At 67.6% G+C, this 26,594-nt stretch carries 23 protein-coding genes; 8 read left to right on the plus strand and 15 right to left on the minus strand.

Annotation, left to right across the window (positions count from 1 at the left end; translation table 11 throughout):
- Window position 1 precedes the first annotated feature (1 nt).
- The 3 genes from EGH23_RS08925 to EGH23_RS08935 form a co-directional block, all read right to left on the minus strand.
- A complete protein-coding gene (locus tag EGH23_RS08925) occupies window positions 2-1,408 on the minus strand; it encodes a dihydrolipoyl dehydrogenase family protein (protein ID WP_220579650.1) in 1,407 nt (468 codons plus the stop codon).
- A gap of 101 nt (window positions 1,409-1,509) precedes the next feature.
- A complete protein-coding gene (locus tag EGH23_RS08930) occupies window positions 1,510-4,026 on the minus strand; it encodes an efflux RND transporter permease subunit (RefSeq protein WP_220579651.1) in 2,517 nt (838 codons plus the stop codon).
- Window positions 4,027-5,949, minus strand: a complete 1,923-nt coding sequence (locus tag EGH23_RS08935; protein ID WP_220579652.1) for a COG1361 S-layer family protein — start codon at window positions 5,947-5,949, stop codon at window positions 4,027-4,029.
- Window positions 5,950-6,131: 182 nt separating this feature from the next.
- On the opposite strand from EGH23_RS08935, the gene EGH23_RS08940 reads away from it, so the two are divergent.
- Together EGH23_RS08940 and EGH23_RS08945 are read left to right on the plus strand one after the other, a co-directional pair.
- The gene (locus tag EGH23_RS08940) at window positions 6,132-6,758 is read left to right on the plus strand and encodes a TetR/AcrR family transcriptional regulator (protein WP_220579653.1); all 627 of its coding nucleotides are present in this window, start codon (window positions 6,132-6,134) and stop codon (window positions 6,756-6,758) included.
- A gap of 93 nt (window positions 6,759-6,851) precedes the next feature.
- Window positions 6,852-7,454, plus strand: coding sequence for a PAS domain-containing protein (locus EGH23_RS08945; protein WP_236044714.1), 603 nt, complete (start codon window positions 6,852-6,854; stop codon window positions 7,452-7,454).
- Between the two features lie 21 nt (window positions 7,455-7,475).
- Here EGH23_RS08945 and EGH23_RS08950 read toward each other — a convergent pair whose 3' ends face one another.
- Window positions 7,476-8,051 carry a response regulator gene (locus tag EGH23_RS08950; RefSeq protein ID WP_220579654.1) on the minus strand — a complete coding sequence of 192 codons (576 nt, stop codon included), beginning with the start codon at window positions 8,049-8,051 and terminating at the stop codon, window positions 7,476-7,478.
- A gap of 147 nt (window positions 8,052-8,198) precedes the next feature.
- On the opposite strand from EGH23_RS08950, the gene EGH23_RS08955 reads away from it, so the two are divergent.
- On the plus strand, window positions 8,199-8,486 hold the full coding sequence (locus tag EGH23_RS08955; protein ID WP_220579655.1) for a DUF8006 family protein: 288 nt from the start codon (window positions 8,199-8,201) through the stop codon (window positions 8,484-8,486).
- On the opposite strand, the gene EGH23_RS08960 is transcribed toward EGH23_RS08955, so the two are convergent.
- The gene (locus EGH23_RS08960; protein ID WP_220579656.1) at window positions 8,483-9,334 is read right to left on the minus strand and encodes an NAD(+)/NADH kinase; all 852 of its coding nucleotides are present in this window, start codon (window positions 9,332-9,334) and stop codon (window positions 8,483-8,485) included. The genes EGH23_RS08955 and EGH23_RS08960 overlap by 4 nt on opposite strands.
- Before the next feature lie 111 nt (window positions 9,335-9,445).
- Here EGH23_RS08960 and EGH23_RS08965 point away from each other — a divergent pair, with 111 nt between their 5' ends.
- Window positions 9,446-10,456: a KaiC domain-containing protein gene (locus EGH23_RS08965; protein WP_220579657.1), complete on the plus strand. Its 1,011-nt coding sequence runs from the start codon at window positions 9,446-9,448 to the stop codon at window positions 10,454-10,456.
- A gap of 60 nt (window positions 10,457-10,516) precedes the next feature.
- Complete coding sequence (locus EGH23_RS08970; protein ID WP_220579658.1) at window positions 10,517-10,960, plus strand: universal stress protein; 444 nt, start codon at window positions 10,517-10,519, stop codon at window positions 10,958-10,960.
- Window positions 10,961-11,020: 60 nt separating this feature from the next.
- On the opposite strand, the gene EGH23_RS08975 is transcribed toward EGH23_RS08970, so the two are convergent.
- The 10 genes from EGH23_RS08975 to EGH23_RS09020 all read right to left on the minus strand — a co-directional run bounded on the left by EGH23_RS08975 (window position 11,021) and on the right by EGH23_RS09020 (window position 21,751).
- Window positions 11,021-11,452 (minus strand): universal stress protein, encoded by a 432-nt coding sequence (locus tag EGH23_RS08975; RefSeq protein WP_220579659.1) that lies wholly within the window; start codon window positions 11,450-11,452, stop codon window positions 11,021-11,023.
- Window positions 11,453-11,599: 147 nt separating this feature from the next.
- Window positions 11,600-12,271, minus strand: a complete 672-nt coding sequence (locus tag EGH23_RS08980; RefSeq protein WP_220579857.1) for a hypothetical protein — start codon at window positions 12,269-12,271, stop codon at window positions 11,600-11,602.
- A gap of 296 nt (window positions 12,272-12,567) precedes the next feature.
- The gene (locus EGH23_RS08985; protein WP_220579660.1) at window positions 12,568-13,413 is read right to left on the minus strand and encodes a DUF8054 domain-containing protein; all 846 of its coding nucleotides are present in this window, start codon (window positions 13,411-13,413) and stop codon (window positions 12,568-12,570) included.
- A 39-nt stretch (window positions 13,414-13,452) separates the two neighbouring features.
- Window positions 13,453-13,995, minus strand: a complete 543-nt coding sequence (locus EGH23_RS08990) for a DUF7974 family protein (protein ID WP_220579661.1) — start codon at window positions 13,993-13,995, stop codon at window positions 13,453-13,455.
- A gap of 45 nt (window positions 13,996-14,040) precedes the next feature.
- The gene (locus tag EGH23_RS08995) at window positions 14,041-15,372 is read right to left on the minus strand and encodes an ABC transporter ATP-binding protein (RefSeq protein WP_220579662.1); all 1,332 of its coding nucleotides are present in this window, start codon (window positions 15,370-15,372) and stop codon (window positions 14,041-14,043) included.
- Window positions 15,362-16,429, minus strand: coding sequence for an ABC transporter ATP-binding protein (locus EGH23_RS09000; RefSeq protein WP_220579663.1), 1,068 nt, complete (start codon window positions 16,427-16,429; stop codon window positions 15,362-15,364). Before EGH23_RS09000 ends, EGH23_RS08995 begins: the two co-directional genes overlap by 11 nt.
- Window positions 16,426-17,466: an ABC transporter permease gene (locus EGH23_RS09005; RefSeq protein ID WP_220579664.1), complete on the minus strand. Its 1,041-nt coding sequence runs from the start codon at window positions 17,464-17,466 to the stop codon at window positions 16,426-16,428. The genes EGH23_RS09000 and EGH23_RS09005 overlap by 4 nt, the downstream gene beginning before the upstream one ends.
- Window positions 17,467-17,468: 2 nt before the next feature.
- Window positions 17,469-18,422 carry an ABC transporter permease gene (locus tag EGH23_RS09010; protein ID WP_220579665.1) on the minus strand — a complete coding sequence of 318 codons (954 nt, stop codon included), beginning with the start codon at window positions 18,420-18,422 and terminating at the stop codon, window positions 17,469-17,471.
- A 16-nt stretch (window positions 18,423-18,438) separates the two neighbouring features.
- Window positions 18,439-20,424: an ABC transporter substrate-binding protein gene (locus EGH23_RS09015; protein WP_236044715.1), complete on the minus strand. Its 1,986-nt coding sequence runs from the start codon at window positions 20,422-20,424 to the stop codon at window positions 18,439-18,441.
- Between the two features lie 196 nt (window positions 20,425-20,620).
- Window positions 20,621-21,751, minus strand: coding sequence for a PGF-CTERM-anchored ABC transporter substrate-binding protein (locus tag EGH23_RS09020; RefSeq protein ID WP_220579666.1), 1,131 nt, complete (start codon window positions 21,749-21,751; stop codon window positions 20,621-20,623).
- Between the two features lie 59 nt (window positions 21,752-21,810).
- Here EGH23_RS09020 and btuC point away from each other — a divergent pair, with 59 nt between their 5' ends.
- Genes btuC through EGH23_RS09035 form a run of 3 tightly spaced genes read left to right on the plus strand, consistent with a single transcriptional unit; the run spans window position 21,811 to window position 26,586 of the window.
- Window positions 21,811-22,881: a vitamin B12 ABC transporter permease BtuC gene (btuC, locus tag EGH23_RS09025; RefSeq protein WP_220579667.1), complete on the plus strand. Its 1,071-nt coding sequence runs from the start codon at window positions 21,811-21,813 to the stop codon at window positions 22,879-22,881.
- A gap of 56 nt (window positions 22,882-22,937) precedes the next feature.
- On the plus strand, window positions 22,938-24,161 hold the full coding sequence (locus tag EGH23_RS09030; protein ID WP_220579847.1) for a heme ABC transporter ATP-binding protein: 1,224 nt from the start codon (window positions 22,938-22,940) through the stop codon (window positions 24,159-24,161).
- Window positions 24,162-24,183: 22 nt separating this feature from the next.
- Window positions 24,184-26,586, plus strand: a complete 2,403-nt coding sequence (locus EGH23_RS09035; protein WP_220579668.1) for a DEAD/DEAH box helicase — start codon at window positions 24,184-24,186, stop codon at window positions 26,584-26,586.
- Window positions 26,587-26,594: the final 8 nt, after the last annotated feature.

Genomic DNA, 26,594 nt, shown 5'->3' on the forward strand with positions numbered 1-26,594 from the left:
GTCAGTCGTCGAGTTCGGCCACGCAGTCCCGGATGAGGCCGTCGAAGTTCTCGGGGAGCGTCGGGTGGTACGCTCTGTCGGGCAACTCGCGCACGTCCAGGCCCATCTCGACGACGAGCTGGAGCATCTTCGCGAAGCTGTCGGCGTGGTAGTGAAGCCCCTGCCAGCCGAGGACCGTGCCGTCCGCGGCGTCGACGACGAGTTTCGAGAGACCCTCTGGGACGTCCTTGGACTTGAAGACGCCGTCGTCGCTGGCCTGTCTGGTGGCGGTGACGATGTCGTAGCCCGCTTCGCGAGCGGTCTGTTCGTTGTGGCCGACGCGGGCGAACGGGTAGACGCCCAGTCCCGAGAAGATGACGTGGTGGTGGACGTTCTCGTATTCCCGTGGCTCGCCGCCCGCCTCCTGCCGGAGGATGTTCTCGGCGGCGGTGAAGCCCTGCTCCTTGGCGACGTGGAGGATCGGCTCCTTCTCGTTGACGTCGCCGACGGCGTAGACGTGGTCGGCGTCGGTCGTCTGCATCGTCTCTCGGACCCACTCGCCCTCCGGGGAGATAGACGTGTTCTCCAGCCCGAGGCCGTCGAGGGTGGGCCGCCGGCCGGTGAAGAGGAACAGCTCGTCGGCCTCGTAGGCGTCTTCGGTCCCGTCGTCGAACTCGACGTACAGACGAACGCCGCCGTCCTCGGTTTCTTCGAGGCGTTTCTCGTGACAGTTCGTCGGGATCTGGATATTCCAATTGTCCTCGTAGATCGAGAGCGCCTCGTCGCCGAAGGCCGGATCGGCCTCGTCGATGGGTCGCTCGTCGTGCTCGATAACGGTGAGTTCCATCCCGCCGGCCTCGGCCAGATACGGCACCATCTCCATCCCGATGTATCCGAAGCCCATCACGAGGCCCGAGTCGGGGAACTCGGTGGCGTGGAGGACGTCTTTGCTCGTCATGAAGTCCACGTCGTCGATGCCGGGGAGGTCGGGGACGTTGACCGACGAGCCGGTGGCGATGACGACGTAGTCGGCCTCGTACTCCTCGTCGCCGACCCGGACGGTGTGGTCGTCGACGAGCGTCGCCGTGTCGTGGATGAACTCGACGTGGTCCCGCTCGGCCATCGAGTGGATGGAGTCCCGGCGGTGGCCCGCCCACCCGCGGGTGTGGTCGTTCTTCTGTTCGACCACCGCTTCGAGGTCCACGTCGGGGGCGTCGCCGACCAGTCGGTGGTCGTGACGGGCCTGGAAGCGGTGCGCGCCGGCCGAGAGCACCTCTTTCGACGGCATGCAGCCTTCGAGGATACAGAGGCCCCCGCCGGGGTCGCCGTCGTCGATGAGAGTCAGTTCGATGTCCTCCTCGTCTACGAGGTCGCCGGCGACGGCCGCGCCGGCGCTCCCGTACGCGCCGATGATGACGACGTGAGTCATATCGGAGGCTAGCGGTGCCCCCGGATAAAGGCTTCAGTGGCGTGCGCTGAGCGGACAGAAGCGGTCCGAGAGCGGACGGGAGAGAAAACGACGCGAGAGCGTCAGTCGTCGCTCTCCGTCGTCCGGGCGGGCCGTGACCAGTCGAGGTCGAACAGCGACCGGAGCGGCCGGCGCCGGTTGGTCAGGCGGTCCCAGACCACGAGCACCGACGGGAGGACCAGCAGCGACGTGAGGAACGCGTAGGCGATGGACATCGCCGTCAGGATGCCGAACTGTCCGATGGCGGGGAACACCGCGAGCGCCAGCACGCCGATGCCGAAGACGGTGGTGAGCATGCTGCTGAACAGCGCGCCCCCGGTCCCGCGGACGGTCCGGTCCAGCGCCGTCACGAGGTCGTGCTCGTGCATCTCGTCGGCGAAGCGGTGGGTGACGTGGACGGAGTAGTCCACGCCGAGCCCGATGGTGATGGCGAGCATCGTCGCCGTGATGGCGTTGAAGGGGATGTCGAGCAGGCGCATCGTCGCCGCCAGCAGGGACACGGTGACGACCACCGGCACCATGTTGGCGATGCCGAGCGAGGGCCGGCCCTCCAAGACGCGGTAGATGAAGACGAGGAACGCCGTCGCGCCCGCGAGCGCGATCGCCAGCGACTGGACGGCCGATTCGAGGATGACGTCCGTGACGGCCTGGAAGACGACGATAGAGCCGGTCGCCGTCGCCGAGTGGGGGAAGTCGTCGGCGACCGCGCGGGCGTCTTCGGTCACCTCGGAGTCGCTCGCGCTCGACTCGACGGTGTAGACGACGCGCGTGCTCCGGTAGTCCTCGGCGAGGTAGTTCAGCGCCCGGTCCCGCGAGGACGACTCCAGCAGGTACTCGTATATCTCCCCGAGGTCGTCGTCGGGGACGCCGTTGTCGTTCCGGTCGTTGCGTTGGACCAACTGTCGGAACTCGGGGTCGCGAGCGGCCCGGTCCCGGATGACCGTGACGATCGACGTCGAGGCGGCCCGGCCGTCCTCGCGGACGAACGAGTCCGGCGGGTCGTCGCCGGCGCGATAGATCCGTTCGAGCGTGGAGTCCTGTCGCATCGGTCCCTCGACGAAGACGGTCGCCTGCCCGCTCTGGGTCGAGTCGAAGTTGTCTTCGAGGAAGTTCGTCCGCTGGGTCACGGTGTAGTCGCTCGGCGCGAACGGCTCGGGCAGGGACATGATCCAGTCGGGGTTGTCCTCCGGCGGGAGGAAGTCGTCCTGCGAGAACGACGTGGAGACGCCGGTCGCGTAGACGCCCGCACTGGCCGTGAGGACCAGCGTCAGGAGCAGGAAGACCACCGGCGCTCGCTCGGCGATGGCGACGCCGCCGCGGAGCACGCCGCCTAGCTTCGACCCCTCGGAGCCGAGCGGCGTCTGGGCGAACGTCGGAATCGGATACCGCTGTCTGAGTTCGTCTAGCTCCACTTTCGCCGCCGGCAGGAACACGCCGAAGATGAGGAACGTGAACGTGATGCCGATGGCGGCGACGAACCCGAAGTCCTGGATCGGCGGGAGCGAACTGGTGAGGTTCGCCGCGAAGCCGATGACCGTCGTCCCGGTGACGATGAAGAAGGCGACGAGCAGCTGGTCGGTCGTGATGCGCATCGACTTGTCGATGCCGACCCCCTCGACGCGCTCCTCGCGGTAGCGATTGATGGCGTGGATGCCGAAGTCGATGCCGACCGCGAGCAACAGCGGCGGCACCGCGATGAGCATCTGCGAGAACGGGATGCCGGCCAGCCCCATGAACCCGAACGTCCAGACGATGGCCATGAACAGCGCGATCAGGCCGAGCGCCATGTCCGCGAGGTCGCGGTAGGCGATGGTGAGGAAGAAGAGGATGAAGATGACCGCCGCGGGGACGGTGAGTATCAGCGAGTCCACGACGACGTTCGAGAACTCCGCGGCGAGGATGCCCGACCCGAACACGACGATGCTCCCGTGGCCGGCCGCCCCCACCGTGAACTGCGCCTGTTGTTGGATGGCCGTCAGCGGGCTCGAACCGCCCTGTCCCGACCCCGAGGAGATACCGGCGGGGACCTCGTGGACGACGAGGCCGAGCGTCGCCGAGGCGGACGCGGAGCCGCGGTTGAAGTCGCTGCTGACGAGGCTGGTGAACTGCGGGCTCTCTGTGGCGGCCCGCCGTACCGCGGCGTCGATCTCACTGTCGGTCGAGGACTCGACGGCGCGGATCTGCCCTTCGGGCGTCGTCGCCGTCGGGTCCAGTTGCGTGGCGACCATGCTCGCGGCGCTCGACGTGGAGGTCACGCGGAGCCCGTCTTTCTCCTGGAGCCACTTCTGGGCCCTGAGCATCCGCAGCATCGACCCCTTCGAGAGGACGTTGTTGCCCTTCTGGATGAGCTGCGTGTTGCCCGTGTCCGCCGAGAACGCCGGCGAGAACTCGTCGTTGACCTGCGAGAACGCCTCCTCGGCGGGCAGGCCGGTCGTGAACTGCGAGGTCCCGGCGTTCGTCGAGACGTTGCCGAGGCCAGCGCTAAAGAGGAGCGTCACGACGAGGAACGCCAGGACGACCTTCCGCGAGTCGCCGACGATGCGGTCGTCCGCCCAGTCGATGTAGCGCTGGTGATCCATCTATTGGTACCTGGCGTAGCCGCCGATCGCCAGCACGCTCACGAGCAAGACGACGGCCGCGATGCCGACGAGCGGGAAGCCGCCGCCGTCGTTCTCGGAGTTCACGTCGATGGCGACCCGGTAGGTATCGGAGACCGGCGAATCGCCGTCGGGCTCGGTGTACTGGAAGTCGAGCGAGACGGGGTAGGCCTTCTCCATCGCGCCGCCGCTGGCGCTGATACCGAAGCGGAGCGTCGTGGACTCGCCGGGTCCGAGGCGGTCGACGTAGGCCTCGTCGTCGGTCACCGAGATGGGCGAGTCGGCGAACAGCTTCGCCGAGATGTCGGTGAGCGGCACGTCCTCGTTGTTCGTCACGGTGAGTTCGATGACCTCGGAGCCGCCGGGGCCGACCGTCGTGTTGGCAGACTCGACGACGAACTCGTCCTGGCTGGCCGCGACGTCGGCGCGGACCTGCAGCCCGTCGACCTCCTTCGTATCGCCGCTGTTGCCCTGATACTGGGCGACGAAGTCGAACTGTCGCGGCCCGGCGTCGGCGCTGTCGGAGGCGTCGACGCCGAAGCTCACGGTGGCGGACTCGCCCGCGCCGAGGTCGCCGACGGCGTACTGGGTCTCCTGCGGCGAGAGGTTGCTGTGGTCGCTGTTCCAGCGCAACACGACGTTCTCGACGGCCTGCTGCCCCTCGTTGGTCAGCGTCGCTTCGAGCTGGCCGTCCTCACCGGCCTGCAGCGTGGCGTCGACGTCCGAGAGGGAGAAATCCTGTTCGGGTCCCGGCTGGAGACCGACCGAGAGCCCCTCCTCGACGCCCGCGTCGCCCTCGGGGTCCTCGTAGTTGATCGACGCGGTGAGCGCGTAGTTGCGGTTCTCGGCGTTCGGTCCGGCCGTGGCGTCGACGGTGATAGTTCGCGTCTCGCCCGGCTCCCACTCGCCGACGTACTGCGTCGTCGAGGACGCCTCGCCGAAGGTGATGTCGGGGCTCTGCGAGGCGACGGTCACCGTCGAGTCGCTGACGGTCACCGGTCCCTCGTTGCGGAGCGTCAGCGAGTACGACCCGGTATCGTCGACGGCGACGTCGTTCTCCGTGCTGACCACCGAGAACGCCTGCTGGGGGTCCGGAGCGATACCGACCGAGGTACCGACGGACTGCTTGCGGACGCCGTTCTCGTTGTCGAAGCCGACCGAGAGGTTGAACTGATAGGGTTCGGGCTCCGCGCTCTCCGCGGCGGAGACGCTGTACTGGAAGGTCCGGTTCTCGCCGGATTCCCACGACTCGACGTAGCGGGAGCTCGCCGTGCCGCCGCCGACACCGAGGTCCTGGTTCTGACTCTGGAGAGTCACGGACGCGTCGCGGGCGGCCGACTGGCCGGTGTTCTCGACGGTGACGGCCACGGTCCCCGTCGAACCGACCCGAGCGTCGGACTCGACGTTCGTCACGTCGAAGGTGGCGTCATCGGAAACGCGAAGGGTCACGTAGGCGGTCTCGGACGCGTCGGACTCCGTTCGGCTGCCGTCTTCCTCGGAGAGGTAACTCGTGTACTCGTAGTCGAGTTCGACCGGCACTCGATAGCTACCGGGATCGGCGTCCTCGTCGACGCTGATCTCGAACGGCACCGTCGTCGCGGGCCCCGATTGGAGCGTTCCGAGCGACTGCCTGGACGTGACGACGTTTATCGGCGCGTCGCCGCTCTGGACGTCGACTTTGAGCGCGCGAGCGGTCGTCACGGCGCTCGAAGATTGAGCGGACCCGGCCGTGACATCGCCGCTGTTGACGAGGACGACGTCGAGCGTGGTCTCCTCGCCGGGCGAGACGGTGTTGTCCTTGAGCGTCGCGTCGATGTCCGGACTTCCGGCCACGGCGGCGGCGGCGGTACCGGCGGTCAACAGCAGTACGACGACGGTCAGCGTCAGTGGCGTTCGCGTGTTCATGCGTTGGAAGAAGTGATGTCAGAAGATGTCTCCGCGGCCGATACGGGCCTCGGCTCGTGGCACTCGGTAGACCCGTAGATCCAGTCGGTCATCTCGTATCGAACGAACGTTCGGTCAAACATCAACGTTCCGGTCCCCGATCGACGAAGGGTTTTTCATTACCGAACGAATATTCGGTCGGGATGACCGACGAGATGCCGTTCACCGGCGAACCGGTGGACTCGCACGAGGCGATCATGCGTGCGACGTTCTACGCGCTACAGGAACACGGATACGCGGGCCTTTCCATCCAGCGCATCGCCGATGAAGCCGACCTCAGCAAGTCGACGTTCTACCACCACTTCGACGGGAAAGACGACCTGTTGCTCTCCTTTCTGGAGTTCATCCTCGAAGAGTTCGACCGCGTCTTCCAGTTGGAGAGAACGGGCGACCCGGAGGCGGATCTGAAGACGTTCTTCGGCATCGTCCTCGGCGCGTACGACTTCTGCGAGGAGATCCCGGCCGAGGAGGAGTTCCTGGAAGCCTACGTCGAACTCCGCGCACAGGCGGTTCGGAACCCGGAGTACCGAGCGAAGTTCACGGAGACGGACCGGCGATTCGCCGACCGTATCGCGGCGCTCGTCGAGGAAGGAGTCGAGAAGGGAGTGTTCGCGGACGTAGACCCCGACCGCACCGCGCAGTTCCTCATGAGCGCGCTCGACGGCATCACGCTCCGGAACGCGACGCGGAACGACGACGCCATGCCGGCGATGCGCGACGCCATCGACGACTACATCCGGAACAGGTTACTGGCCGAGAACGCCGAGTGAGGTCGAACCGCTCTCGAGACGCGGTCCCGTCGTATCGGCGCGTCTCGGTCGCTCTCGAAAAACGTAACCCCTCGCCCGACGAGAGCGTGAACGATGGTCGAAGGAGCGGACGAGGAGACGGGAGGTACGGAACGGCTGCGTAGCGTCGGCGGCATCGTCGTCTGGATCGCCGCCGGTGCCGTCGCGCTCGCGGCGCTCATGCTGGCCGCCGACGGCCTCGTCGACCTCCCGATAAGCCGACAGGTCTCGCTCGGCCTGGGTGTCGCGCTGGGCGGCGGTCTCGGTGGTCTCGCTCATCTGCTACAGTCCGACGACGACCTGGGGACGACCGACGAGACGATGACGGTCGACGTCTCCCCGTCGGTGTCCGACGGGCCGGAACCGACCGACCTCTTCGACGGTCACCCCGACCCGGTGTTGTACTACGCCGAGACGGGCCACGGGCTCGTCGTCCGCGCCGCGAACCGCGCCTTCGGCGAGCGATTCGACGTGCCGCCCGACCGACTGGAAGGGACGCCGCTCTCGGAGACCCTGCCGGTCGCGGGTATCGAGACGCTCGATGCCGAGACGGCCGCCGCGGGAGACGTAGACACGGTCGTCACCGCCGAGACACCGAGCGGTCCCGTCTCGTTTCGGCTGCGCACGGTCGACGGCGCGAGTAGCGGCTACCTCGTCTTCACGCCTCTCGATACGTAGTCGCGGTAGCGCCGGCGCTCGTCACTCCGATCCCCGTCCGGTCTGTTCGAACGCGGTACCGGTGTCCTCGAACTCGACGAGGGCGTCGTCCATCTCCGTTTTCAGTCGGTTGACCCGCCGCTGGAGCGCGTCGACGCGCTCGTCCCCTTCGAGCGCCTGGGGCTGTTTCTCCCCTTCCAGGAGCGTGAGCTTCGACGTGAGTTCGAGATACTCCGCGAGTCGGTCGTCGTAGCGATGAGCGGCCAGCTGCTGGTCGATGGCCGCGACGAGCGCCTCCTTCTCGACGGGCTTACAGAGATAGTCGTCGAACGGCAGGTCGATGATATCGAAGTCCGGATCGACCGCGGTTATCATGATGACGCGAGCCGAGACGTCTCGCTCGCGGATCTCCGCGAGCACTTCGTCGCCAGCGACGTCCGGCATCCGTCGGTCCAGCAACACGACATCGATGTCGTCGTCGATGCGATCGAGCGCCGCCTGCCCCCCGTAGGCAGTCTCCGTCTGGTAGCGGTTGCGGAGCCGCAACGCGTAGACGTCTGCGACCTCCGCTTCGTCGTCGACGACGAGGACGGTCGCGTCCGCAGTGGACTCTGACACGGTACTGCCTAATTGCCGTTCCCCCTCATATAAGTACTAGTGGCCGTTCGGCACCGCTCGCGGCCGGAGACGACTCGGGGAACACGCCGAGGAACGGTCGCGTAACGGAACTTTAAAGATTGCGTCACGGCGAAATTCGGAACAGGAATGCTCGCGCCACCGCTGCAACTCGTCGACAGTTTCCTGCTTAACTACACCGTCGGCGACGTGCTACTCTTCGGGTTCGTCGTCGGTATCCTCGGCATCTTGCCCATGCGGTCGCTCCGCGTGCTCGGCGTCCACACCATCAGTATCGGTGCGCTGTTGCTCATCCTCCCCACGGGGATGCTGGAACCGAACGCCGGTAGCTTCCTGGGGACGGCGTTTCAGTACAAGATCGTCGGCATCGTCTTGCTGGCGCTCGCACCGGTGCTGTACGCCGTCGGCCGCCGCTAGGCCAGCTTTCCGAGCGCGGTGAAGAAATCGAGCGGTGGCCCGGCCAGCCGGATGGGTTCGCTCGCTCGCGTCAGCGACACCCGTTCCGGCGGCGAGATCTCTTGGCGCACTCGCCCGTCGCTCACGACGACGCCGCTTTCGGCGTCCGTCAGTTCCACCGAGACGTCGCTGTCGGCGCTCACCGCCAGCGGCGGCATCCCGTCGTCCGGGGCCATCCCCGTGACGACGAGGGCGGGAACGTCGGGGTGGACGAGCGGGCCGCCCTCGCTCAGGTTGTACGCCGTCGATCCCGTCGGCGTCGCCACCAGCACCCCGTCCGCGTGCCCGCTAGTGTACAGCGCCCCGTCGACGCGCACCTCGAACTCGCCGCCGCCGCCGCTCCCGCGGTGGGTCCCCTGGACGACGACCTCGTTGAGCGCCGGCGAGAGTTCCCAGTCGGGACCGCTGGCCCGCAGGCGCGGCATCGCCCGGGTGCGAGCGCTCCCGGTTTTCTGGATGTGTTCGACCTCCGCGACGACCGTCTCGACGGCCTCCTCGGGAGCCAGGGCGTTCAGAAAGCCGACCTCGCCGAGGTTGACGCCCATCAGCGGCGTCGACCCCGCGCCGCGGGCGGCGTAGAGGAACGTCCCGTCGCCGCCGATGCTGACGACGAGGTCGCAGTCGCGCATCGCCTCGACCGGCCTGCTGGTCGGTCGGGCCGCCCGCCACGCGTCGTGGTCGACGAGCGCCTCGCCCGTCGTCTCGTCTACGGCCACCGACGCGTCCGCGTCCGCGAGGCGGTCGGCCAGCTCACTCGCAAGCGACATCGCCCGGTCGTTGTCCCGCTGGGCGACGATACCGACGGTCATTGCCCGTGGGTTTCCGCCGGGCGGATATAAACCCTCCACGACGGCAAGGTTATATCCGTCCGGGAACAAATCGGATTCCATGGCCTGCGTCCGTGGCCGGTGGTCGGCGCGATGAGCGACGAGGAGGGGGACGACGACTGGTTCGAGAGCGCCGTCGAAGGGGACGCCGATACCGAGTCGTCCGAATCCGACGCCGCACGCTCCGGCGACGGCGAAGACAGTCCGTTCGAGGATAGCGGAGACGGCCCGTTCGGCGACACCGATGCGGATCCGTTCGGTGGAGCGTCCGACGACGACCCGTTCGGAGCGTCCGACGACGATAGCGGCGGCCTGTTCGACGACGACTTCGCCAGCGCCTTCGATTCGGCGTCCGGCCCGGACGGCGGCGGGAGCGACGGCGAGTTCGAGGACGAGGACCTCGACTCCGACATCCCGCGCATCGACGTCGGCATCGACGGACTCGACCGGATGATACAGGGCGGGATTCCCGAACGCCATCTCATCGTCACCGTCGGGTCGGCGGGGACCGGCAAGACCACGTTCGGGTTGCAGTTCCTCCATCACGGGCTCGAACGGGGCGAGAACTGCGTGTTCATCACGCTCGAACAATCCCACTCGGCCATCATGGACACCGCGAACGACCGCGGGTGGGACTTCGACGAGTACGAGGCGAACGACCAACTGGCGGTGGTCGACTTAGACCCCGTCGAGATGGCAAACAGCCTCGACAACATCCGCGGGGAGCTGCCGGACCTCGTCGAGGACTTCGACGCCGACCGACTGGTGCTCGACTCCGTCTCGCTGCTGGAGATGATGTACGATAACCCCGCGAAACGCCGCACCGAAGTGTTCGACTTCACCCGCTCGCTGAAGGCCGCCGGCGTGACGACGATGCTCACCTCCGAGGCCAGCGAGGACAACCCCTACGCTTCCCGCCACGGCATCATCGAGTATCTCACCGACGCCGTCTTCGTCCTCCAGTACGTCCGTTCCGAAACGCGAGAGACGCGACTGGCCGTCGAGATCCAGAAGATACGCAACGCCAACCACTCTCGGGAGACCAAGCCCTACGAGATCACGATGGACGGTATCAGCGTCTACCAGCAGGCGAACATCTTCTGAGAAGCGCCTGAAAGCGAGACGGGACTATCTTTTTTAACACTCTCCGGCGAAGCCCCGACCATGACGTTGCTCGTCCCTTACGACGGTTCGGACCTCTCGGAAGCGGCCCTCGAACGCGCGACGGAGTTCGCGGGGTACACCGACGAGAACGTACTGGTACTCGCGGTCGTTCCCGACGAACCGGACTACGCGTTGGAACGCGGCTGGCTCAGCGCCGACGACCCCTTCGATCCCGAGACCATCGCCGACCGCCTCCGCGACCGGGTCGCAGAGGTAGCTCCCGACGCCGAGTTCCGCTACGAGGTCCCCGAAGCCGTCAGCGAGATGGCGTCGGTCACGACGGACGTGGTCCGCACGATCCGCTCGGTGGCGAACGAGGTGGAGGCCTCCATCGTGTTCATCGGCAGCGAGAACGCGGGCCGCGTCTCCAGTCCCGTGTCGAGCGTCGGCGCACCGGTCTCCGAGGATCCGCAGTACGACGTCCACATCGTGCGGCACGCGTAATCGCGGCAGGGCGGCCGTGATTTCTCACGCGTAATCGCGGCAGTCCTCGCGGTCGCGCCGTCAGCGGATGACGGTCACGGGCACCGACGCCCGCCGGACGACCGTCTCGGCGACGCTCCCGAGGAGAATCCGCGAGACGCCCGACCGGCCGTGACTGCCCATCACGATCTGGTCGACGTCGTGGTCCTCGGCGTACTCGACGATGGTCTGGGTCGGGCGGCCGACCTCCAGGACGCGCTCTACCGCCTCGACGCCGTTCTCGCGGGCTTCGGCTTCGAGGTCGTCGAACAGCGTCTCGGCCGCCGATTTCTTCCGTTGGTACCACTCCTCGGAGAAGGACGGCACCGAGGCCTGCGCGCTGTAGCCCGCCTCGGCCGGGTTGATGACGTGGAGGAAGACGACGGCCGCGTCCGGGTAGTTCTCGGCGACGAACGTCGCGGCCGCGCTGGCCTGATCTGACCCGTCCACGGGGACGAGAATGCGCTTTGGCATACTGTTTCCGGCAGCGGCTGTCGGCTTGAAAGTTTGGCTACTCCCGCAGCCGCGCGTCGCGCCGGTACAGAACGATTCACTGAGAAGTTAGTCGAGGTCCGCGAGAGCATCCCGTCGTCGTCGAAAAAAGCGGGATCAGTCTCCGGACTACGGGTCCAGGAGCCCTGCGACGGCACAGAGCAGGTTCCCGAGCAGGTTTCCGGAGCCGGCCACGGCGGTGAGATCGAGCGTGATCTCGGAGAGCGACACTTCCAGACCGAGGAGGTCGAGGAACAGCGGCCCGAGCTCGAGGTCCAAGACCGGGCAGTCGCCGCTGTCGCTCGGACTGAGAATGTCCAGAATTTGCAAAAGCGGTGAGCCCGACCACGACCGCTCGACCTCGCCGCTCGGGAGACCGGCGACGGACGAGTCGAACGTCCCCTCCAGTTTCCCTTCGGTGAGGTCGACCGCGGTCAGGGCGTCGCCGTCGCTTCCGGCGAGGTCGACGGGGTCGACGACCTCCGCCTCGCTGACTTCGAGGACGCCGGAGAACGTCCCCAGTTCGTCGCCCGCCTCGAAGTTGGCGCCGTCTTCCTCGGCGTGAACGGTGGTTTCTATCTCTATCTCTTCGAGCGCGTCACCGACTCCCTCCGGTGGCCCGTCGCCGCGACCCTTGCCGTTGTTCGCGGCGGCCGAGCCGGTGGCACCCGTGATGCCGGCTCCCGCGAGTCCGGCGGCGGTGAGCGTCTTGAGCACCGAACGTCGGTTCTGGTCGCCCGTGATTCCACTGTCGTGCCCGTCGCCCTGTTCGGGCGTCCGGTCCTGGTTTCCGTTAGTCATAGTAGTTGGCCCGCAAGACCGCACTGACTGGTTCCCCGCGCGGTCAATACCGATTGGGGCTGGAACTGCAAGCAAGTTGGAGTACGTTATATGAAAAGTGCTATCAAATAACATGATCGTTCCGCTCTCCTCCCCCGATTGACGGAAGAAATTGCCACTTGGTTCCGCAAGCTACGACGCCGAAAGTGCGACAGTCACGACCGACGGGCGGCCCCGGCGGCGAGTGCCCGGCGGTCGACTATCGACAGGCGTTCTCTTCGGGACGCTGACGAGGGACGATACGCGAACCGCCGTCGTTAGCTCACGAGGCGACCGGAATGGGTCGTCGGATCGAGCTCCGCGAGTCGTTCCCCGCAGTCGACGCAGGCCACGGCGAGCACCTCGTGGACGCCACAGCAGGAGGTCTGGACGTCGCTGGCTCCCTCGACCCGCCCGCCGCAGGCCGGACACGCCGGCCAGTGAGAGCGGATCGTCTCCAGCATGTTCACCCGCTGTTCGAGCGGCACGTCCCACCAGCGGTCGGTCCACTCGGTCAACGCCTCGTGAGCGGCCACGTCGACTCTGAACGCGCTCTGCGAGGGCCACTCGCGGATGCGGTTGCCGACGGTCACGGACGGGTGGTCGCCGCCCTCGACGGACACCTCGTCGGGTTCGACTTCGAACGCGCTCGCAAGCGGGTCGCGCAGGTCGACACTCCCCCCGTCGGCGTCCAGTCGGTCGTCGACGGCGGCGGCGAACCCGTCGGTGAGTTGGCGGTCCCCGCCGTCGCCGGTGACGATCCCCTCCTCGGTCAGAAAGATGTCGGCGTCGACGGCGTTCTCCCGGTGGTTCCTGACTTTCTCCAGGGTATCGAAGTCGTCGGGTTCGGCGGGCGTGGCGTCTTTCCCGAACGCCCGCAGAACGCGCTCGGGGAGGTACCGCTTCGTGAGACGCGGCGTCCCCGGCACGAGGTAGCCCCGCAGGGCGATGGCCGCCGCGGCGGCGACGGCGACGACGGCGGCGAGTTCGACCGCGACCAACGCCGCGAGTCCCGACAGCGCGGCGGCGATGACGAGGTTGACGGCGGTACACGGGAGACAGCGGTTCTCGCCGGTGTGCTCGGGATCGCGGAGTCGCGAAAGCGGCGACGCCCCCTCAGACATGAGTACCCCTCTCGGCGCGACGGCGAAACGTCCGTACCGTCATGCTTCCTCGATGCGGACCGTCGTCTCGGCGGCCAGCCCTTTCTCGGCCGCGTCGGGGAGGTCGAGCGACGCGCCGATAGTGTACTCGCCGGGGCCGACCGGCTCCCACTCCGTCTCGCTGACCTTGAACAACTGCGGCCACCGGCGGGTGAACCGCTTTCGCTCGCCGCGGTCGAACGAGAAGAGGCGCTCTTCTTCGGGGAGGTCGTCGGGCACCTTCGACGCTTCGGGATGGCCGTCTACGTCCCACGTCCACAGCCGCGGCGTGGGCGTCCGAACCGTGATGGGAATCGGAAACGCGTTCGTCAGCGTCACGCGAACCGGGACGTCCTCCCCTGCGACGTAGGTCGACTGGGGCGTCTCGACGGCGACGCCGAGCGCGCGGTTGCGGAGCCACTCGGGGACGAGAAGGCGGCTCAGCGCCTCGCCGGGGACCGAGCGCATCGCGGCCGGAGTCGCGTCGTCGCCGCGGCGCTCGCGCGGGGCGAACGAATCGTCGTCGTCGCGCTTGAGCGCGTGGGAGTCGTAGATGCGTCGCATTGGGGTACGGGATGATAGGTGCTGTGCGGTGAAAGCCTCCGTCGGTCAGTCGTCGGCGTACGCGCCGCCGGCCGCGCCGTCCTCGCCGCGGTCGCGGTACTCGTCGTCGTACAGCAGACACGCGATTCGGTGGCTGTCGCCGGTCGGGATCTGGTCGGGGTGGGTCGTCTCGCAGGGCGAGGTGAACGCCGCGTCGAGGTGGTCGGCCGCGGCCTCGACGCCGTCGTCGTGGAGTTTGTCGATGCCGAGCGAGACCGCTTCTTCGGCGTCGGGGTCGGCCAGTCGCTCCGGCAGACCGAACTCCGCGCGGACCAACCGCCCCAGTTCGGCCCGCGAGGCCCGCGTCGGGTCGTCTTCCTCGCCCTCCGTCACGGCCGTCACCGAGTCGACGTCGTCGGCGTCGGCCGCCCGTAGTTTCAGGTCCATCACCGAGCGCCACACCTCCTGTTCGAGGTCGTACTCCGCCGGTTGGATGACCTTCGGACAGCGCGTGTGGAACCGGCAGCCGGAAGGTGGATCCAGCGGCGACGGGACCGTCCCGGGGAGGAAGATCTGCTCGCCCTCCCACAGCGGGTCCGGTTCCGGCACCGCCGACAGCAGCGCCTCCGTGTAGGGGTGATACGGCGGGTCGAACACCTCCTGGGTCGTCCCGACCTCGGCGAGTTCGCCGAGATACATCACCGCGATGCGGTCGGAGATGTGCTCGACGACGCTCAGGTCGTGGGCGATGAAGACGTACGAGAGGCCGTACTCCTCCTGTAGCTCCTCTAAGAGGTTGAGGATCTGGGCCTGCACGGAGACGTCAAGCGCCGAGACGGGCTCGTCGCAAATGATGACTTCCGGGTCGACCGCCAGCGCCCGGGCGATGCCGATACGCTGGCGTTGGCCGCCGGAGAACTCGTGAGGGTAGCGATGGGAGTGACTGGAGTTCAGCCCCACCGTCTCCAATAAGTCGTAGATGCGCTGTTCGCGCGCCTCCCCCTCGGCGATATCGTGGATGTCGAGCGGTTCGCCGATGATGTCGCCGACGGTCAGTCGGGGGTTGAGGCTGGCGAACGGGTCCTGGAAGATGTACTGTAAGTCCTTCCGGAGGTCTCGGAGCTCTCCGGAGCCCATCTCGGTCAGGTCGTCGCCGCGGTAGTACACGGACCCGTCGGTCGGCTCGGTTAACCGCAGGATAGCGCGGCCGAGCGTCGTCTTCCCGCAGCCGCTCTCGCCGACGACGCCGAGGGTCTCCCCCTCGCGGAGTTCGAGGTCGACGCCGTCGACGGCCTTCACCTTCTGTTCGTCGCCGAGTAAGGAGTCGATGAAGCCGCTGCTGGAGTCGTAGTACTTCTTCAGCCCCTCGACGCGGAGGATGGGGTCGTCACTGGACATCCTGTTCCTCCTCGATTCGGTCGAGATCCTCGCCCTCGACGGTCACCTCGTAGTCGAGTTCGCCGTCTAAGTCGCCGGTGTAGGCGAGACACGCGGCGGCCCGCTCGTCCGCTATCGTCGCCGACTTGCCCGTCTCGGGGTTCACCAGCGGCGGCTCCTTCCGCGCGCAGGACTCCTCGGCGTAGGGACACCGCGGGTGGAACGAACACCCCGGCGGCACGTCCACGAGGTCCGGCATCGTCCCGGGGATGGTCTGGAGCCGATCGCGCTCGTCGCCGATGCGTGGGATCGAACTCATCAGGCCGACCGTGTAGGGGTGTTTCGGGTCGTAGTAGAGGTCCTCGACGCTCGCCTTCTCGACGGGCCGGCCCGCGTACATCACCATCACGCGCTCGCAGATCTTCGCCACGACGCCGAGGTCGTGGGTGATGAGCTGGATGGCCGCGTCGAACTCCTCGGCGAGGTCCTGAATCTCGTCCAGAATCTTCGCCTCCGTCGTCACGTCGAGCGCCGTCGTCGGTTCGTCGGCGATGAGCAGGTCCGGGTCGCAGGACAGCGCCATCGCGATGACCGCCCGCTGTTGCATCCCGCCGGAGAACTCGTGGGGGTAATCGTCGTAGCGGCTCTCGGCGTCGGGGATGCCGACGCGGTCCAGCAGTTTGACGGTCCGCTCGCGGGCCTCGCCGTCGCCGTAGTCGAGGTGGTGGCGGATCGCCTCGGCGATCTGGTCGCCGACGCTGTAGACCGGGTTGAGCGCGGTCTGTGCGTCCTGGAATATCATGGCGATCTCGTTGCCGCGCACGTCCCGGATCTCCGAGTCGCTCATCTCCAAGAGGTCCTCGCCCCGGAAGAGAATCTCGCCGCTCTCGATGCGGCCCGGGCTCTCGATGAGGCGCATCAGCGAGAGGGCGGTGACCGACTTGCCGGCCCCGCTCTCGCCGACTACGCCGAACGTCTCGCCGCTCTCGATGCGGTAGGAGAGGTCGTCGACGGCGGTCACGACCCCCTCCTCGGTGTAGAAGTTCACCGTGAGGTCGTTGACCTCCAGCAGGGTCATCCGCCGCCTCCCTGCTGGACGCTGTCGACTTCCTGGGCGTCCAACGCGTCGTTGACGCCGTCGCCGATCATGTTCATCGCCATCACGAACAGGAAGATGGCCCCGCCGGGGAACACCGTCGCCCACCAGGGGATAGAGCCGCCGGGACCCTGCACGAGGGTCTCTCGGGTCTGGTCGAGCATCGTCCCCCACTCGGGGGTGCCCGGTTCGAAGCCCAGTCCGAGGAAACCGAGCGCCGCCACGCCGATGACGACGGTCCCGATGGAGAGCGACGCCTGCACGATGAGCGGCGCGATGGCGTTCGGAACGATGTGTCTGAAGATGACCGAGCGGTCGCGCGCGCCGAGCGCCCGCGCCGCCAGGACGTACTCGTTCTCCTTCACGGAGAGGATCTCGCCGCGGATGAGGCGGGCGTAGCCGGCCCACCCCGGGACGACGAAGGCGATGACCAGCTGCCAGTAGCCGCCGCCGAGCAGGGCGACGATGACCAGCGCCAGCACGAGGCCGGGGAAGGCGAAGATGACGTCGACGAAGCGCATCAGTATCTCGTCCACCCAGCCGCCGTAGTAGCCGGCGACGGCCCCGTATATCATGCCGATGGTGGCCGTGATGCCGACGACGACGAAGCCGATGGAGAGACTGTACCGGCCGCCGACCAGCACCCGCGAGAACAGGTCCCGACCGGAGGCGTCGGTCCCCATCGGGTGCGCGAGCGTCGGCGGGTCGTACCGGCCGACGGTCGAGCCGGGTTCGAGGTACAGGATCTGTCCCGGGTCGTAGGGAGCCAGCGAGAACGGCTGGACGGGGATACCCGCGACGACGACCGGACGGGCGAACAGCGACAGCAGGGACATCGCCACGACGACGTAGACGCCGAGCATGGCGACCCGGTTCTGTCGGAAGCGCCGCAGCGCTCGTCGCCAGCGGCTCTCGGTCCCGCCGGTCGTCGCCTCGGACCAGTCTGATAACTCCTCTCGTTCGGTCACTCGGTCGGTGTCGAATCCGGAGACTCGGATGCGTCCTCGTTCTGTAGACATAGTTAGTCGTATCGTATCCGCGGGTCCAGTACCGCATAGAGGATGTCGGCCACCAGGTTCGCCAGGATGATGGCGACCCCGATGAACAGGGTGATCCCCAGGATGAGGTCGATCTCTCGGTTCGAGACGGCGCTGATGAGCGAGCGTCCCAGTCCCGGCCAGCCGAACACCGTCTCGACGACGACCGACCCCGAGACGATGCTCGCGGTCAGGAAGGCGGCGACGGTGGTCACCGAGATGAGCGAGTTCCGCAGGACGTGTTTCAGGACGACCGTCCGCTCGGGCAGCCCCTTCGCTCGCGCGGCGGTGACGTACTCCTTGTTCATCTCCTCGGCCATCGACGAGCGCATGATGCGCATCAGCGTCGACGCCGAGGCGGTGCCGATGGTGATGCCCGGCAGGAGGAGATACCACAGCATCTCCGGGGAGTAGAGCGGCTTTCGCGGGGCGAGCACGGGCCAGAGGTTGAGCGTCAGCGCGCCGATGAGGATGAGCATCAGCCCCAGCCAGAAGTTCGGAATCGAGATGCCCGACAGCGCGACGAAGCGACTGACGTGGTCGCCCAGCTTGTCCTTCCGCACCGCGGCGTAGATGCCGGTCGGAACGGCGATGACGACCGCGAACACCCAGCCGAACAGGCCCAGCGCGACCGTCTCGGGGAGGCGGTTCACGATGACGGTGCTGACGGCGCGGTCGGTGCTAATGACCCGACCGAAGTCCCCCTGTAGGACGCCGCCGAGCCACTCGAAGTACTGCACCCATATCGGTTCGTTCAGGCCGTATCTGGCGCGGAGCCGCGCCTCCTCGGCCGGCGAGATGTCGGGATTCAGCGCGACGACCACGTCGATGGGATCACCCGGCGTGATCTGGACGAGCGCGAACGTGATGACCGAGACACCGAACAGTATGGGGAAGATGAGCAGAACGCGTTTGGCGATGAAGCGTCGCAGACTCATGGGTTGTGGGCCGCGATTACCGGTCGAGGTAGGTTATCTGCTGGTCGGCCGGGTTGTACATCGCGTAACCGATGATGTCCTGTGTGCTCGGATAGGTGTTGAACCCTTTGACGGCGTTGTTCACGACGCCGACGAGCGTGCTGTGGGTCCCGTAGGAGTTGGCGTTCTGCTCTAAGATCATCTTCCAGACCTCCTCGTAGCGCTCGCGTCGGAGCTCGGGGTCCTGTGCGACTTCGGGGCCGTAACGGGCCTGCTCCATCGCCTGATTGAGCTCCTCGATGTCGATGTTCTGGAAGTTACAGCACTGCGCGAAGTTCTGGGGGCTGTGGACCGCCTTGGCGTAACCGTGTGGGTTGAACCCGCCGGAGAGACCGATGAACGCCAGTTTCCCCTGTTTCCAGTAGTCCTGCGAGAGGAGCTGGCTGATGAAGGTGAGGAACTCCTTCGTGTTGACGCTCACGTCGAAGTACTGCGTGCCGTCTATCTCCTGGCTCATCGATTCGGCGATGAGTTCGACGGTCCGAACGCGGTCGTCGTTGTCGGAGTTGGTCTCTAAGGTCACCTCGATGGGGAACTCGACGTCGGCCTCGCCCGCGGCCTCCTCGGCCAGCTTCGCGGCCTGCTCCGGCTCGTAGGTGTTGTAGCTCTTGAGGTTCTCGACCATCGCCTCGTAGTCGGTCGAGCCGGTCCTGGCCGCCAGCGGCGGGAGCGGGACCCACGCGGGTTTCTCCCACCCCTGGAAGATGTTCTCGGAGATGCTCTGTCGCGGGATGAGCTTGTTCGCGGCCCGGCGGATCTTCGCGTTGGTCCAGGGCTCCTGTTTGACCGGGAACTGCAGGAAGGTGTAGCCGGCCCCGTTGGTCGGCGCGGTGCGGTAGTCCTCCGACTGCTGGTAGTTCGTGAGCGTGCTCGCGGTGAGCCCGTAGCTCATGTCGATCTCGCCGCTCTCGAGGGCGGCCGCGCGCTGGGAGTCCGACCCGATGATGGCGACGTCGACCTCGTCGACGGCCGGGCCGTTCGGGAACTCCGAGGGACCCTCGAACCAGTCTTTCATCTCCGTGTCGAACCAGTATTCCTCGTTCTTCGCGAAGAGGACGTACTCCTCGTTGTTGAACTCCTTCAGCTTGAACATTCCCGTGCCGAGCGGGGTGTTGCCCTGCCGAGGGTCCATCTGCCCGAGTTCGAGGTCGGTCATCTTCGTGGGGTACACCGGGAGCCCGCCGAGTTCGCGAATGGCGGCGGCGTCCGGGAGCTGCATGTACAGCTCGACGGTGTAGTCGCCGTTGGCCTGGATGTCCAGCAGGGAGTCGTAGATCTGCCCCGAGAGGCCGGAGTTCTGGACGCGCTCGTAGGAGGCGACGACGTTGGGCGCGGTCAGCTCCTCGCCGTCGTGGAACTTGATCCCCTCGTGGAGCTGGAACGTGTAGTGCATCCCGAAGGTCCCGTCGGAGACGGCCTGCGTGGCCTCCTTCGGGGTCAGGACCTGCGCCTCGTCGCCGGCGGAGGGGCTGTCGGGGTTGTCGGGGCTCTCGAGGATGACCTGCGCGTCCGTGTCGATGTAGACGCTCCCGTCGTCGGTCTCGGCGTACTGCGCCGACGTCATGTACGACGTGTAGTCGCTGGCCGTGACGTCGTTGACCGCGACCTGCTCGTAGGACTCGGCCAGCCACGGGTACAGCTTCCCGGCGGCGTCGGTCGTCACCATCCCCTCGTAGAGGAGGTTGTGGAGGATCGTCGCCGACGCGGACGTGCTCTCGACGTAGTCGAAGGTGTCGGGGTTCTCGCCGATAGCCGTCTTGAACGTCCCGCCTTCCTTGATGTTACCCGGTTCGACGGTTACGCGTTCCTGAACGGGGTCTACGGAACCGCCGCCACCGTCACCACCGTCACCGCCGGTGAGGCCGGAACAGCCGGCTACGGAAGCGGCACCGAGACCGGCGACGGTTTGCATCAGGTTGCGGCGGGACAGGACGTCGGAGAGCGTTCGGTTGGTGTCAGTCATGTGAGATCACAAATGGTCTATCGTGATGGATATGGTGCTAAACAAAAAATTTTGCGCAAATTTACGCTGTAGTTACCCCGACGGAGCCCGACGGGTCAGCAGTTATGGACAGGGAACCGGTATATACGTGGGATTTTACTATTGAATCGAGACGGAGTAGTAAAATTTTACCTCCTTTAGAGTGGTTAAGAAATTATTACTCTCGGCCGCGGGCCATCGCCGCTGCGGCGACGATCGCGAGGAGCGTCGCGACCGCGGTAAATCCGGGTCCGTCCCCGCCCGTCGTCGACGCCGGCGAGTTTGCGTCGGGCTCCGCCGCGCTCGTCGATGCCGACGGCGAAGCCCCGGTCTCCGTCGGACTCGCCGTCGAGTTGTCAGTCCCCGTCGTCACGGCCGAACGCGGGACGTAGCTCCCCTCGTCGTACCGCTCGGGATAGAGCTGACTCGACAGGTTGTGGACGGCGTGGACCACGCTCCGCGGGGCCGGCTGGTTCAGGTCGCGCGTCTGTAGGACGACGGTGCTGTTCGTCTGCCCGGCGGTCGTGCTGGCGTACGGCTCCTGATTCACGAGGCCCGTCATCCCCTCGGTGACGACGAGCACTTCGGGGTCGAGTTGCAACAGCACCTCGTCGCTCAGTTGCGGGTAACCGGTGTGGTCGCGCGCGGCGACGTTGTCGGCCCCGACCGTCTCGAACAGCGCGTCGATGAACGTCCCGTCGGCGGCGACGTAGCCGCCGCCCATCGCGTACAGCACCTCGGGGTTCTCCCCCGCTTCGGCCGAGGCGTTCTCGACGGCGTCGACGTTGGCGTTCATCCACGCGTTGGCCTCGGCCGCGCCCTCGCAGTTGCCGGTCAGGCGGCCGACGGTCGTCGTCTTCTCGCTGATGTCCTCGACGCTGGTCGCCGCGGGCAGGTGATAGACCTTCAGCCCCGCGTCCCGGAGCGCCTGGACGTCGCCCGCGCTGGCGTTCGGCGCGATGACGAGGTCCGGGTTCGCCCCGACGACTTTCTCGACGTTCACGCCGAAACCGGCGGAGACGTTCGCTCGGCTATCGGCCCCCTCCAGATACGAGGCGTACTGGGTGAGACCGACCACCTGATCGCGGCCGCCGATCCCCCACATGGTCTGGGCGGCCGAGGGGTTGGTCGTCACCACCCGCTCCGGGCGTTCCTCTAGGGTTATCTCGGTCCCCGTCGCGTCGGTCAGCGTCACCGGGAACGTACACTGGACGTCCGTCGTCTGCGCACTCGCGGCGGTCGCCGGCGCGACCCCCGCGGTCGAAACGAGCAACAGCAATCCAACGAACAGCGTGGCGAATCGTCGCATCGTGTTGTCCGGGGGGCAGTAACAATAAATATTTACCTACTGCAAGTGACCTTGCAGCCATGCGTACAGGGGGACGCGTCGTCTCGTGGTCGCTCGCGCTCACGGCGCTGCTGGCGCTCGTCGTCACCGTGAGCGCCGGCATCGGCCCGGTGTGGATCCCGCCGGCCGCGGTGGCGAAGGTCCTCTTAGAGGCCATCGTCGTGCCAACGGCCGTCGACGTCTCCGGGACGGCGCTCGACGTGACCACCCAACCCCTGTTCCGATTCCCCGTCGGGGACTTACAGCGCCAGATCGTGCTGCAGGTCCGGCTCCCCCGCATCCTGCTGGGAGCCGTCGTCGGCTTCTCGCTCGCGGCGGCGGGCACCATCATGCAGGGCATCTTCCGGAACCCGATGGCCGACCCCTCCATCATCGGCGTCTCCTCGGGCGCGGCGGTCGGCGCGGTGGGGTTCATCGTCGCGCCGATGGCGTTCCCCTTCGGCCTCGGCCTCCGTAGCGCGGCCTTCGCGGGCGCGCTCGTCGCGGCCTTCGGCGTCTACCTCATCGCCACGCAGAACGGTCGCACACCCGTGGCGACGCTGCTGCTCGCCGGCGTCGCCGTCCAGACGTTCCTCGGCGCGGTCGTCTCCTTCCTCCTGCTCCAGAGCGGCGAGAGCATCCGCCGGGCGCTGTTCTGGCTCATGGGCCACCTCAAGGGCGCGACGTGGCCGGAGGTGTGGACGACCCTCCTGCTGGTCGCGCTCCCCTTCGTCGGCCTGCTCGTCTACGCGCGGGACCTGAACGTCCTCTTGCTCGGCGAGGAGGACGCCCAGAGTCTCGGTATCGACGTCGAGCGGACCAAGCGCCTGCTTTTGGCGTTCTCCTCGCTCGTCACGGCCGCCGGCGTCGCCGTCACGGGCGTCATCGGCTTCGTCGGCCTCATCGTCCCTCACGTCATGCGACTCGTGGTCGGCCCGGACCACCGCATCCTGCTCCCGACGGCGGCGCTCGCGGGCGCGTCGTTCCTAGTCGCCACCGACACCGTCGCTCGCTCGGGGGCCGCCGAGGTGCCGGTGGGCATCCTCACCGCCGCGCTCGGTGCCCCCTTCTTCCTCTACTTGCTCCGGAAGCGGGAGGTGCACGAGCTGTGACCGACGACGCCGACCGTACCCTCGCGGCCGCCGCGGGCGACGCCGCCGCTGACCCGATGCTCGACGCGTCGGGCCTGTCGGTCGAACTCGGCGGTCAGCGGATCCTCTCGGACGTCGACCTCGCCGTCGACCGCGGCTCGCTCGTCGGCCTCGTCGGGCCGAACGGCGCGGGCAAGACGACGGTGTTGCGGACCCTGCGCGCGACGCTCGCTCCCGACGAGGGGACGGTGCGCGTCGCCGGCGAACGGCTCGCCGACCTCTCGGCGCGCGAAGTGAGTCGGCTGGTCGCCAGCACGCCCCAGACGACGACGCTCTCCTTCGATTTCACCGTCGAGCAGGCCGTCGAGATGGGGCGGACGCCGCATCTCGGGCGGTTCGACCGCGCGGACGAGACCGACCGCGAGGCCGTACAGGCGGCGATGGAGCGCGCCGAGGTCGCGCGGTTCGCCGACCGGGCGGTCACGTCGCTCTCCGGCGGCGAGCGCCAGCGCGTGCTGCTCGCGCGCGCCCTCGCACAGGCGACGCCGGTGCTCCTGCTCGACGAACCGACGGCGAACCTGGATATCAACCACGCCGTCCGCACCCTCGAACTGGCGTCGTCGCTCGTCGCCGAGGGGAAGACGGCCGTCGCGGCCATCCACGACCTGAACCTCGCCGCGCGGTACTGCGACGAACTCGTCCTGCTCGCGGACGGCGAGGTGCGGGCGGCGGGCACCCCTCGGGAAGTACTCACGACGGAGACGCTCGGCGACGCCTTCGACGCTGAGACGCTCGTCACCGGCCAGCCCGGCTTCGACGCGCCGCTGGTGACGCCGCTGGCCGACCGCGACCCCGTGGACGCGCGCGTCCACGTCGTCGGCACCGGGACGCAGGCGGCGGCGGCCGTCGCCCGCCTCGTCGCGGCCGGTCTCACAGTCAGCGTGGGCGTCGTGCCGGCCGGCGACGCCGCCGCCGAGCGCGCGGGCGAACTCGACTGCGAGGCCGTCACCGTCCCGCCGTTCGCGGGCGTGGACGAGCATTCGCGAGAGCGGGCGACCGAACTGGCCCGCGAGGCCGACGCCGCCGTCCTCGCCGGCGACGCGGGCGACGCCAACCAGTCCGTCGTCGCGGCCGCGCGCCGCCTCGTCGCCGTCGAAGGCGAGGGCGTCCCGCGCGTCGAATCGGGGCGAACCACCGTCACCAGCGTCGAGGGGCTTCCCGACGCGGTGGCCGCTCTGCCGGACCACGCTGAACGGCAGTCCCGACCAGAGCGCGTGAGTCGGGAACAGCAAGACCGATAGCCGCCCGCGCCGTAGCCCGCCCGTGGACGACACCATCGCGTGGCTCCGCGACCGACCCTACTACGAGGGTCAGATCGCCGACGAGCGGACGGTCCCCGGCCGCGAGGCCGCCGTCGCCGACTGCGACCTCGGTTCCCGGCTCGCCGGCGTGCTGGCCGACGAGGGCATCACGGATCTCTACGCGCATCAGACGCGGGCCATCGACGCCGTCAGGGACGGGCGGAACGTCGTCCTCGCCACGGAGACGGCCAGCGGCAAGAGCCTGGCCTACACCGTCCCCGCCTTCGAGCGCGCGCTCGACAGGCGCGCGACGACGCTGTACGTCGCCCCACAGGTCGCGCTCATCAACGACCAGACGGACACCTTATCCGAACTGGCGCAGGGCCTCGGGTTCGCCTCGGGGGTCTCGGTCGCCCAGTACACCGGCCGGCAGTCGAAATCGGAGAAGGAGGCCATTCGGGAGCGCCAGCCCACCGTCCTCCTGACGACGCCGGACATGCTCCACTACGGTATCCTCCCGCACGCTCATCGGTTGTGGGACTGGTTCTTCCAGCGCCTCGAAACCGTCGTCGTCGACGAGGTCCACGGCTACCGCGGCGTCTTCGGCAGCCACGTCTCACTGGTGCTTCGCCGCCTCGCGCGGGTCGCCGAGCGCTTCGACAGCGACCCCGAGTGGATCTGCTGTTCGGCGACCATCGGCAACCCCGTCGAACACGCGGCGACGGTCACGAACCGGCCCGAACCGTCGTTCGCGCTCGTCGACGAGGACGCGAGCGCCAGCGGCCCGCGGCACTGGCTGCTGTGGAATCCGCCGGAGTACGAAGGAGGGGACGGTTGGGGGAGCGGCCGCCGGAAGTCCAGCCACGTCGAGACCAAGCGCCTGTTCGTGGACCTCGTCTCCCGCGGCCTCCAGACCGTCGTCTTCGCCGGGTCCCGACAGACCGCGGAGCGCTACGCCAGCGACAGCGCCGACGAGTTGCGAGAGCGAGGCGAACACGACCTCGCGGACCGAATCGGCGCGTATCAGGCGGCGCTCACCGACGACCAGCGCCGGGACCTCGAAACCCGGCTCCAGTCCGGCGACCTCCGAGGCGTGTGGTCGACCAGCGCGCTGGAACTGGGCGTCGACGTGGGCGGGCTGGACGCCGTCGTGCTCGACGGCTACCCCGGCACGCGGATGCGGGCGTTCCAGCAGGCCGGTCGCGCGGGGCGGGGCACCGACCCAGCGCTGGTCGTCCTCGTCGGTGGCGAGGACCAACTCGACCAGTACGTGCTCCGAAACCCGGCGACGCTGTTCGGGAAAGACGCCGAGCGAGCCGTCACGAACCCCGAGAACGAGCAGCTGCTCCCCGATCACGTGCAGGCGGCCGCCGGCGAGAACTGGCTCTCGGCCGCCGACGACCGCCACTTCGGCACGACGTTCCCGGACGTGGTCGCCGACCTCGAATCGGCGGGGAAACTCGATCGTCGGAACACGGACAAGGGGATTCGCTGGACCTCGAACGGCCGCCCGCACCACGACATGAGCCTCCGCACCGTCGACGACCGCGAGGTGAAACTGGTGGCGAAGGGCGACGTCGTCGCCAAACTCCCCTTCGAGGACGCGCTGCGCGACGCCCATCCCGGCGCGATCTATCACCATCAGGGCCGGCGCTACGAGGTGACCGACCTCGACCTCTCGACCGGCGTCGCCGAACTCGACCGGACGTGGGCGAACTACTACACGCGCGTCCTCCACGACAAGACCATCACCGTCGAGACCGACTTACGGGAGCGCCCGCTGCCGACCCGAGAGGGCGTGCTCGTCCGCTTCGCCTCGGTGACGATGCGAAAGCAGATCACGGGCTACGAACGGCGCGACGGCTCGTCGGGCGAGGTGCTGGGGCGGCGCTCGCTCGATCTGCCGGAGACGACCCTGGAGACGAAGGCGCTGTATCACACCGTGCCGGCGGCCCTCGAAGACGAGATTCTCCGTGGAGCGTACGAGAGAGCGGCGGTAAGCGATTCGGACGGTGAAGACGGAGCGTGCGGGACGAACGGCGCGGGCGAGACGACGGCCGCGGCGGGCGACTTCCCCGGTGCCATCCACGCCGCCGAGCACGCCGCGATTTCGATGTTCCCCTTCGAGTACCTCTGTGATCGCGGCGACATCGGCGGCCTCTCGACGCCGCATCATCCCCACACAGACGCGCCGACGATTTTCGTCTACGACGGCTACCCCGGCGGCATCGGCCTGACGCGAGCGGGCTATCGCGATATCGGGTCGCTGCTGGACACCACGCTGTCGATGCTCCGGTCGTGTGACTGCGAGAGCGGCTGTCCGGCCTGCGTGCAGTCCCCTCACTGCGGCAACGCCAACGACCCGCTCTCGAAGGACGGGGCGATTCACCTCCTCGACCGGCTCACCGGCGACGCCGGCGGCTGACGCCGCCG

Source organism: Haloarcula nitratireducens (assembly GCF_019599505.1).

What these genes read in the sequence shown, in the direction of transcription:
- EGH23_RS08940 (WP_220579653.1), top strand. Translation starts at nt 6,132, where the DNA reads ATGACCGACGAGATGCCGTTCACCGGCGAACCGGTGGACTCGCACGAG.
- EGH23_RS08975 (WP_220579659.1), bottom strand. Translation starts at nt 11,452, where the DNA reads ATGCCAAAGCGCATTCTCGTCCCCGTGGACGGGTCAGATCAGGCCAGC.
- EGH23_RS09020 (WP_220579666.1), bottom strand. Translation starts at nt 21,751, where the DNA reads ATGCGACGATTCGCCACGCTGTTCGTTGGATTGCTGTTGCTCGTTTCG.
- EGH23_RS09000 (WP_220579663.1), bottom strand. Translation starts at nt 16,429, where the DNA reads ATGACCCTGCTGGAGGTCAACGACCTCACGGTGAACTTCTACACCGAG.
- EGH23_RS09010 (WP_220579665.1), bottom strand. Translation starts at nt 18,422, where the DNA reads ATGAGTCTGCGACGCTTCATCGCCAAACGCGTTCTGCTCATCTTCCCC.
- EGH23_RS08970 (WP_220579658.1), top strand. Translation starts at nt 10,517, where the DNA reads ATGACGTTGCTCGTCCCTTACGACGGTTCGGACCTCTCGGAAGCGGCC.
- EGH23_RS09030 (WP_220579847.1), top strand. Translation starts at nt 22,938, where the DNA reads ATGCTCGACGCGTCGGGCCTGTCGGTCGAACTCGGCGGTCAGCGGATC.
- EGH23_RS08935 (WP_220579652.1), bottom strand. Translation starts at nt 5,949, where the DNA reads ATGAACACGCGAACGCCACTGACGCTGACCGTCGTCGTACTGCTGTTG.
- EGH23_RS08985 (WP_220579660.1), bottom strand. Translation starts at nt 13,413, where the DNA reads ATGTCTGAGGGGGCGTCGCCGCTTTCGCGACTCCGCGATCCCGAGCAC.
- EGH23_RS08945 (WP_236044714.1), top strand. Translation starts at nt 6,852, where the DNA reads ATGGTCGAAGGAGCGGACGAGGAGACGGGAGGTACGGAACGGCTGCGT.
- EGH23_RS08930 (WP_220579651.1), bottom strand. Translation starts at nt 4,026, where the DNA reads ATGGATCACCAGCGCTACATCGACTGGGCGGACGACCGCATCGTCGGC.
- EGH23_RS09015 (WP_236044715.1), bottom strand. Translation starts at nt 20,424, where the DNA reads ATGACTGACACCAACCGAACGCTCTCCGACGTCCTGTCCCGCCGCAAC.
- EGH23_RS08990 (WP_220579661.1), bottom strand. Translation starts at nt 13,995, where the DNA reads ATGCGACGCATCTACGACTCCCACGCGCTCAAGCGCGACGACGACGAT.
- EGH23_RS08925 (WP_220579650.1), bottom strand. Translation starts at nt 1,408, where the DNA reads ATGACTCACGTCGTCATCATCGGCGCGTACGGGAGCGCCGGCGCGGCC.
- btuC (WP_220579667.1), top strand. Translation starts at nt 21,811, where the DNA reads ATGCGTACAGGGGGACGCGTCGTCTCGTGGTCGCTCGCGCTCACGGCG.
- EGH23_RS08980 (WP_220579857.1), bottom strand. Translation starts at nt 12,271, where the DNA reads ATGACTAACGGAAACCAGGACCGGACGCCCGAACAGGGCGACGGGCAC.
- EGH23_RS08995 (WP_220579662.1), bottom strand. Translation starts at nt 15,372, where the DNA reads ATGTCCAGTGACGACCCCATCCTCCGCGTCGAGGGGCTGAAGAAGTAC.
- EGH23_RS08965 (WP_220579657.1), top strand. Translation starts at nt 9,446, where the DNA reads ATGAGCGACGAGGAGGGGGACGACGACTGGTTCGAGAGCGCCGTCGAA.
- EGH23_RS08960 (WP_220579656.1), bottom strand. Translation starts at nt 9,334, where the DNA reads ATGACCGTCGGTATCGTCGCCCAGCGGGACAACGACCGGGCGATGTCG.
- EGH23_RS09005 (WP_220579664.1), bottom strand. Translation starts at nt 17,466, where the DNA reads ATGTCTACAGAACGAGGACGCATCCGAGTCTCCGGATTCGACACCGAC.
- EGH23_RS08955 (WP_220579655.1), top strand. Translation starts at nt 8,199, where the DNA reads ATGCTCGCGCCACCGCTGCAACTCGTCGACAGTTTCCTGCTTAACTAC.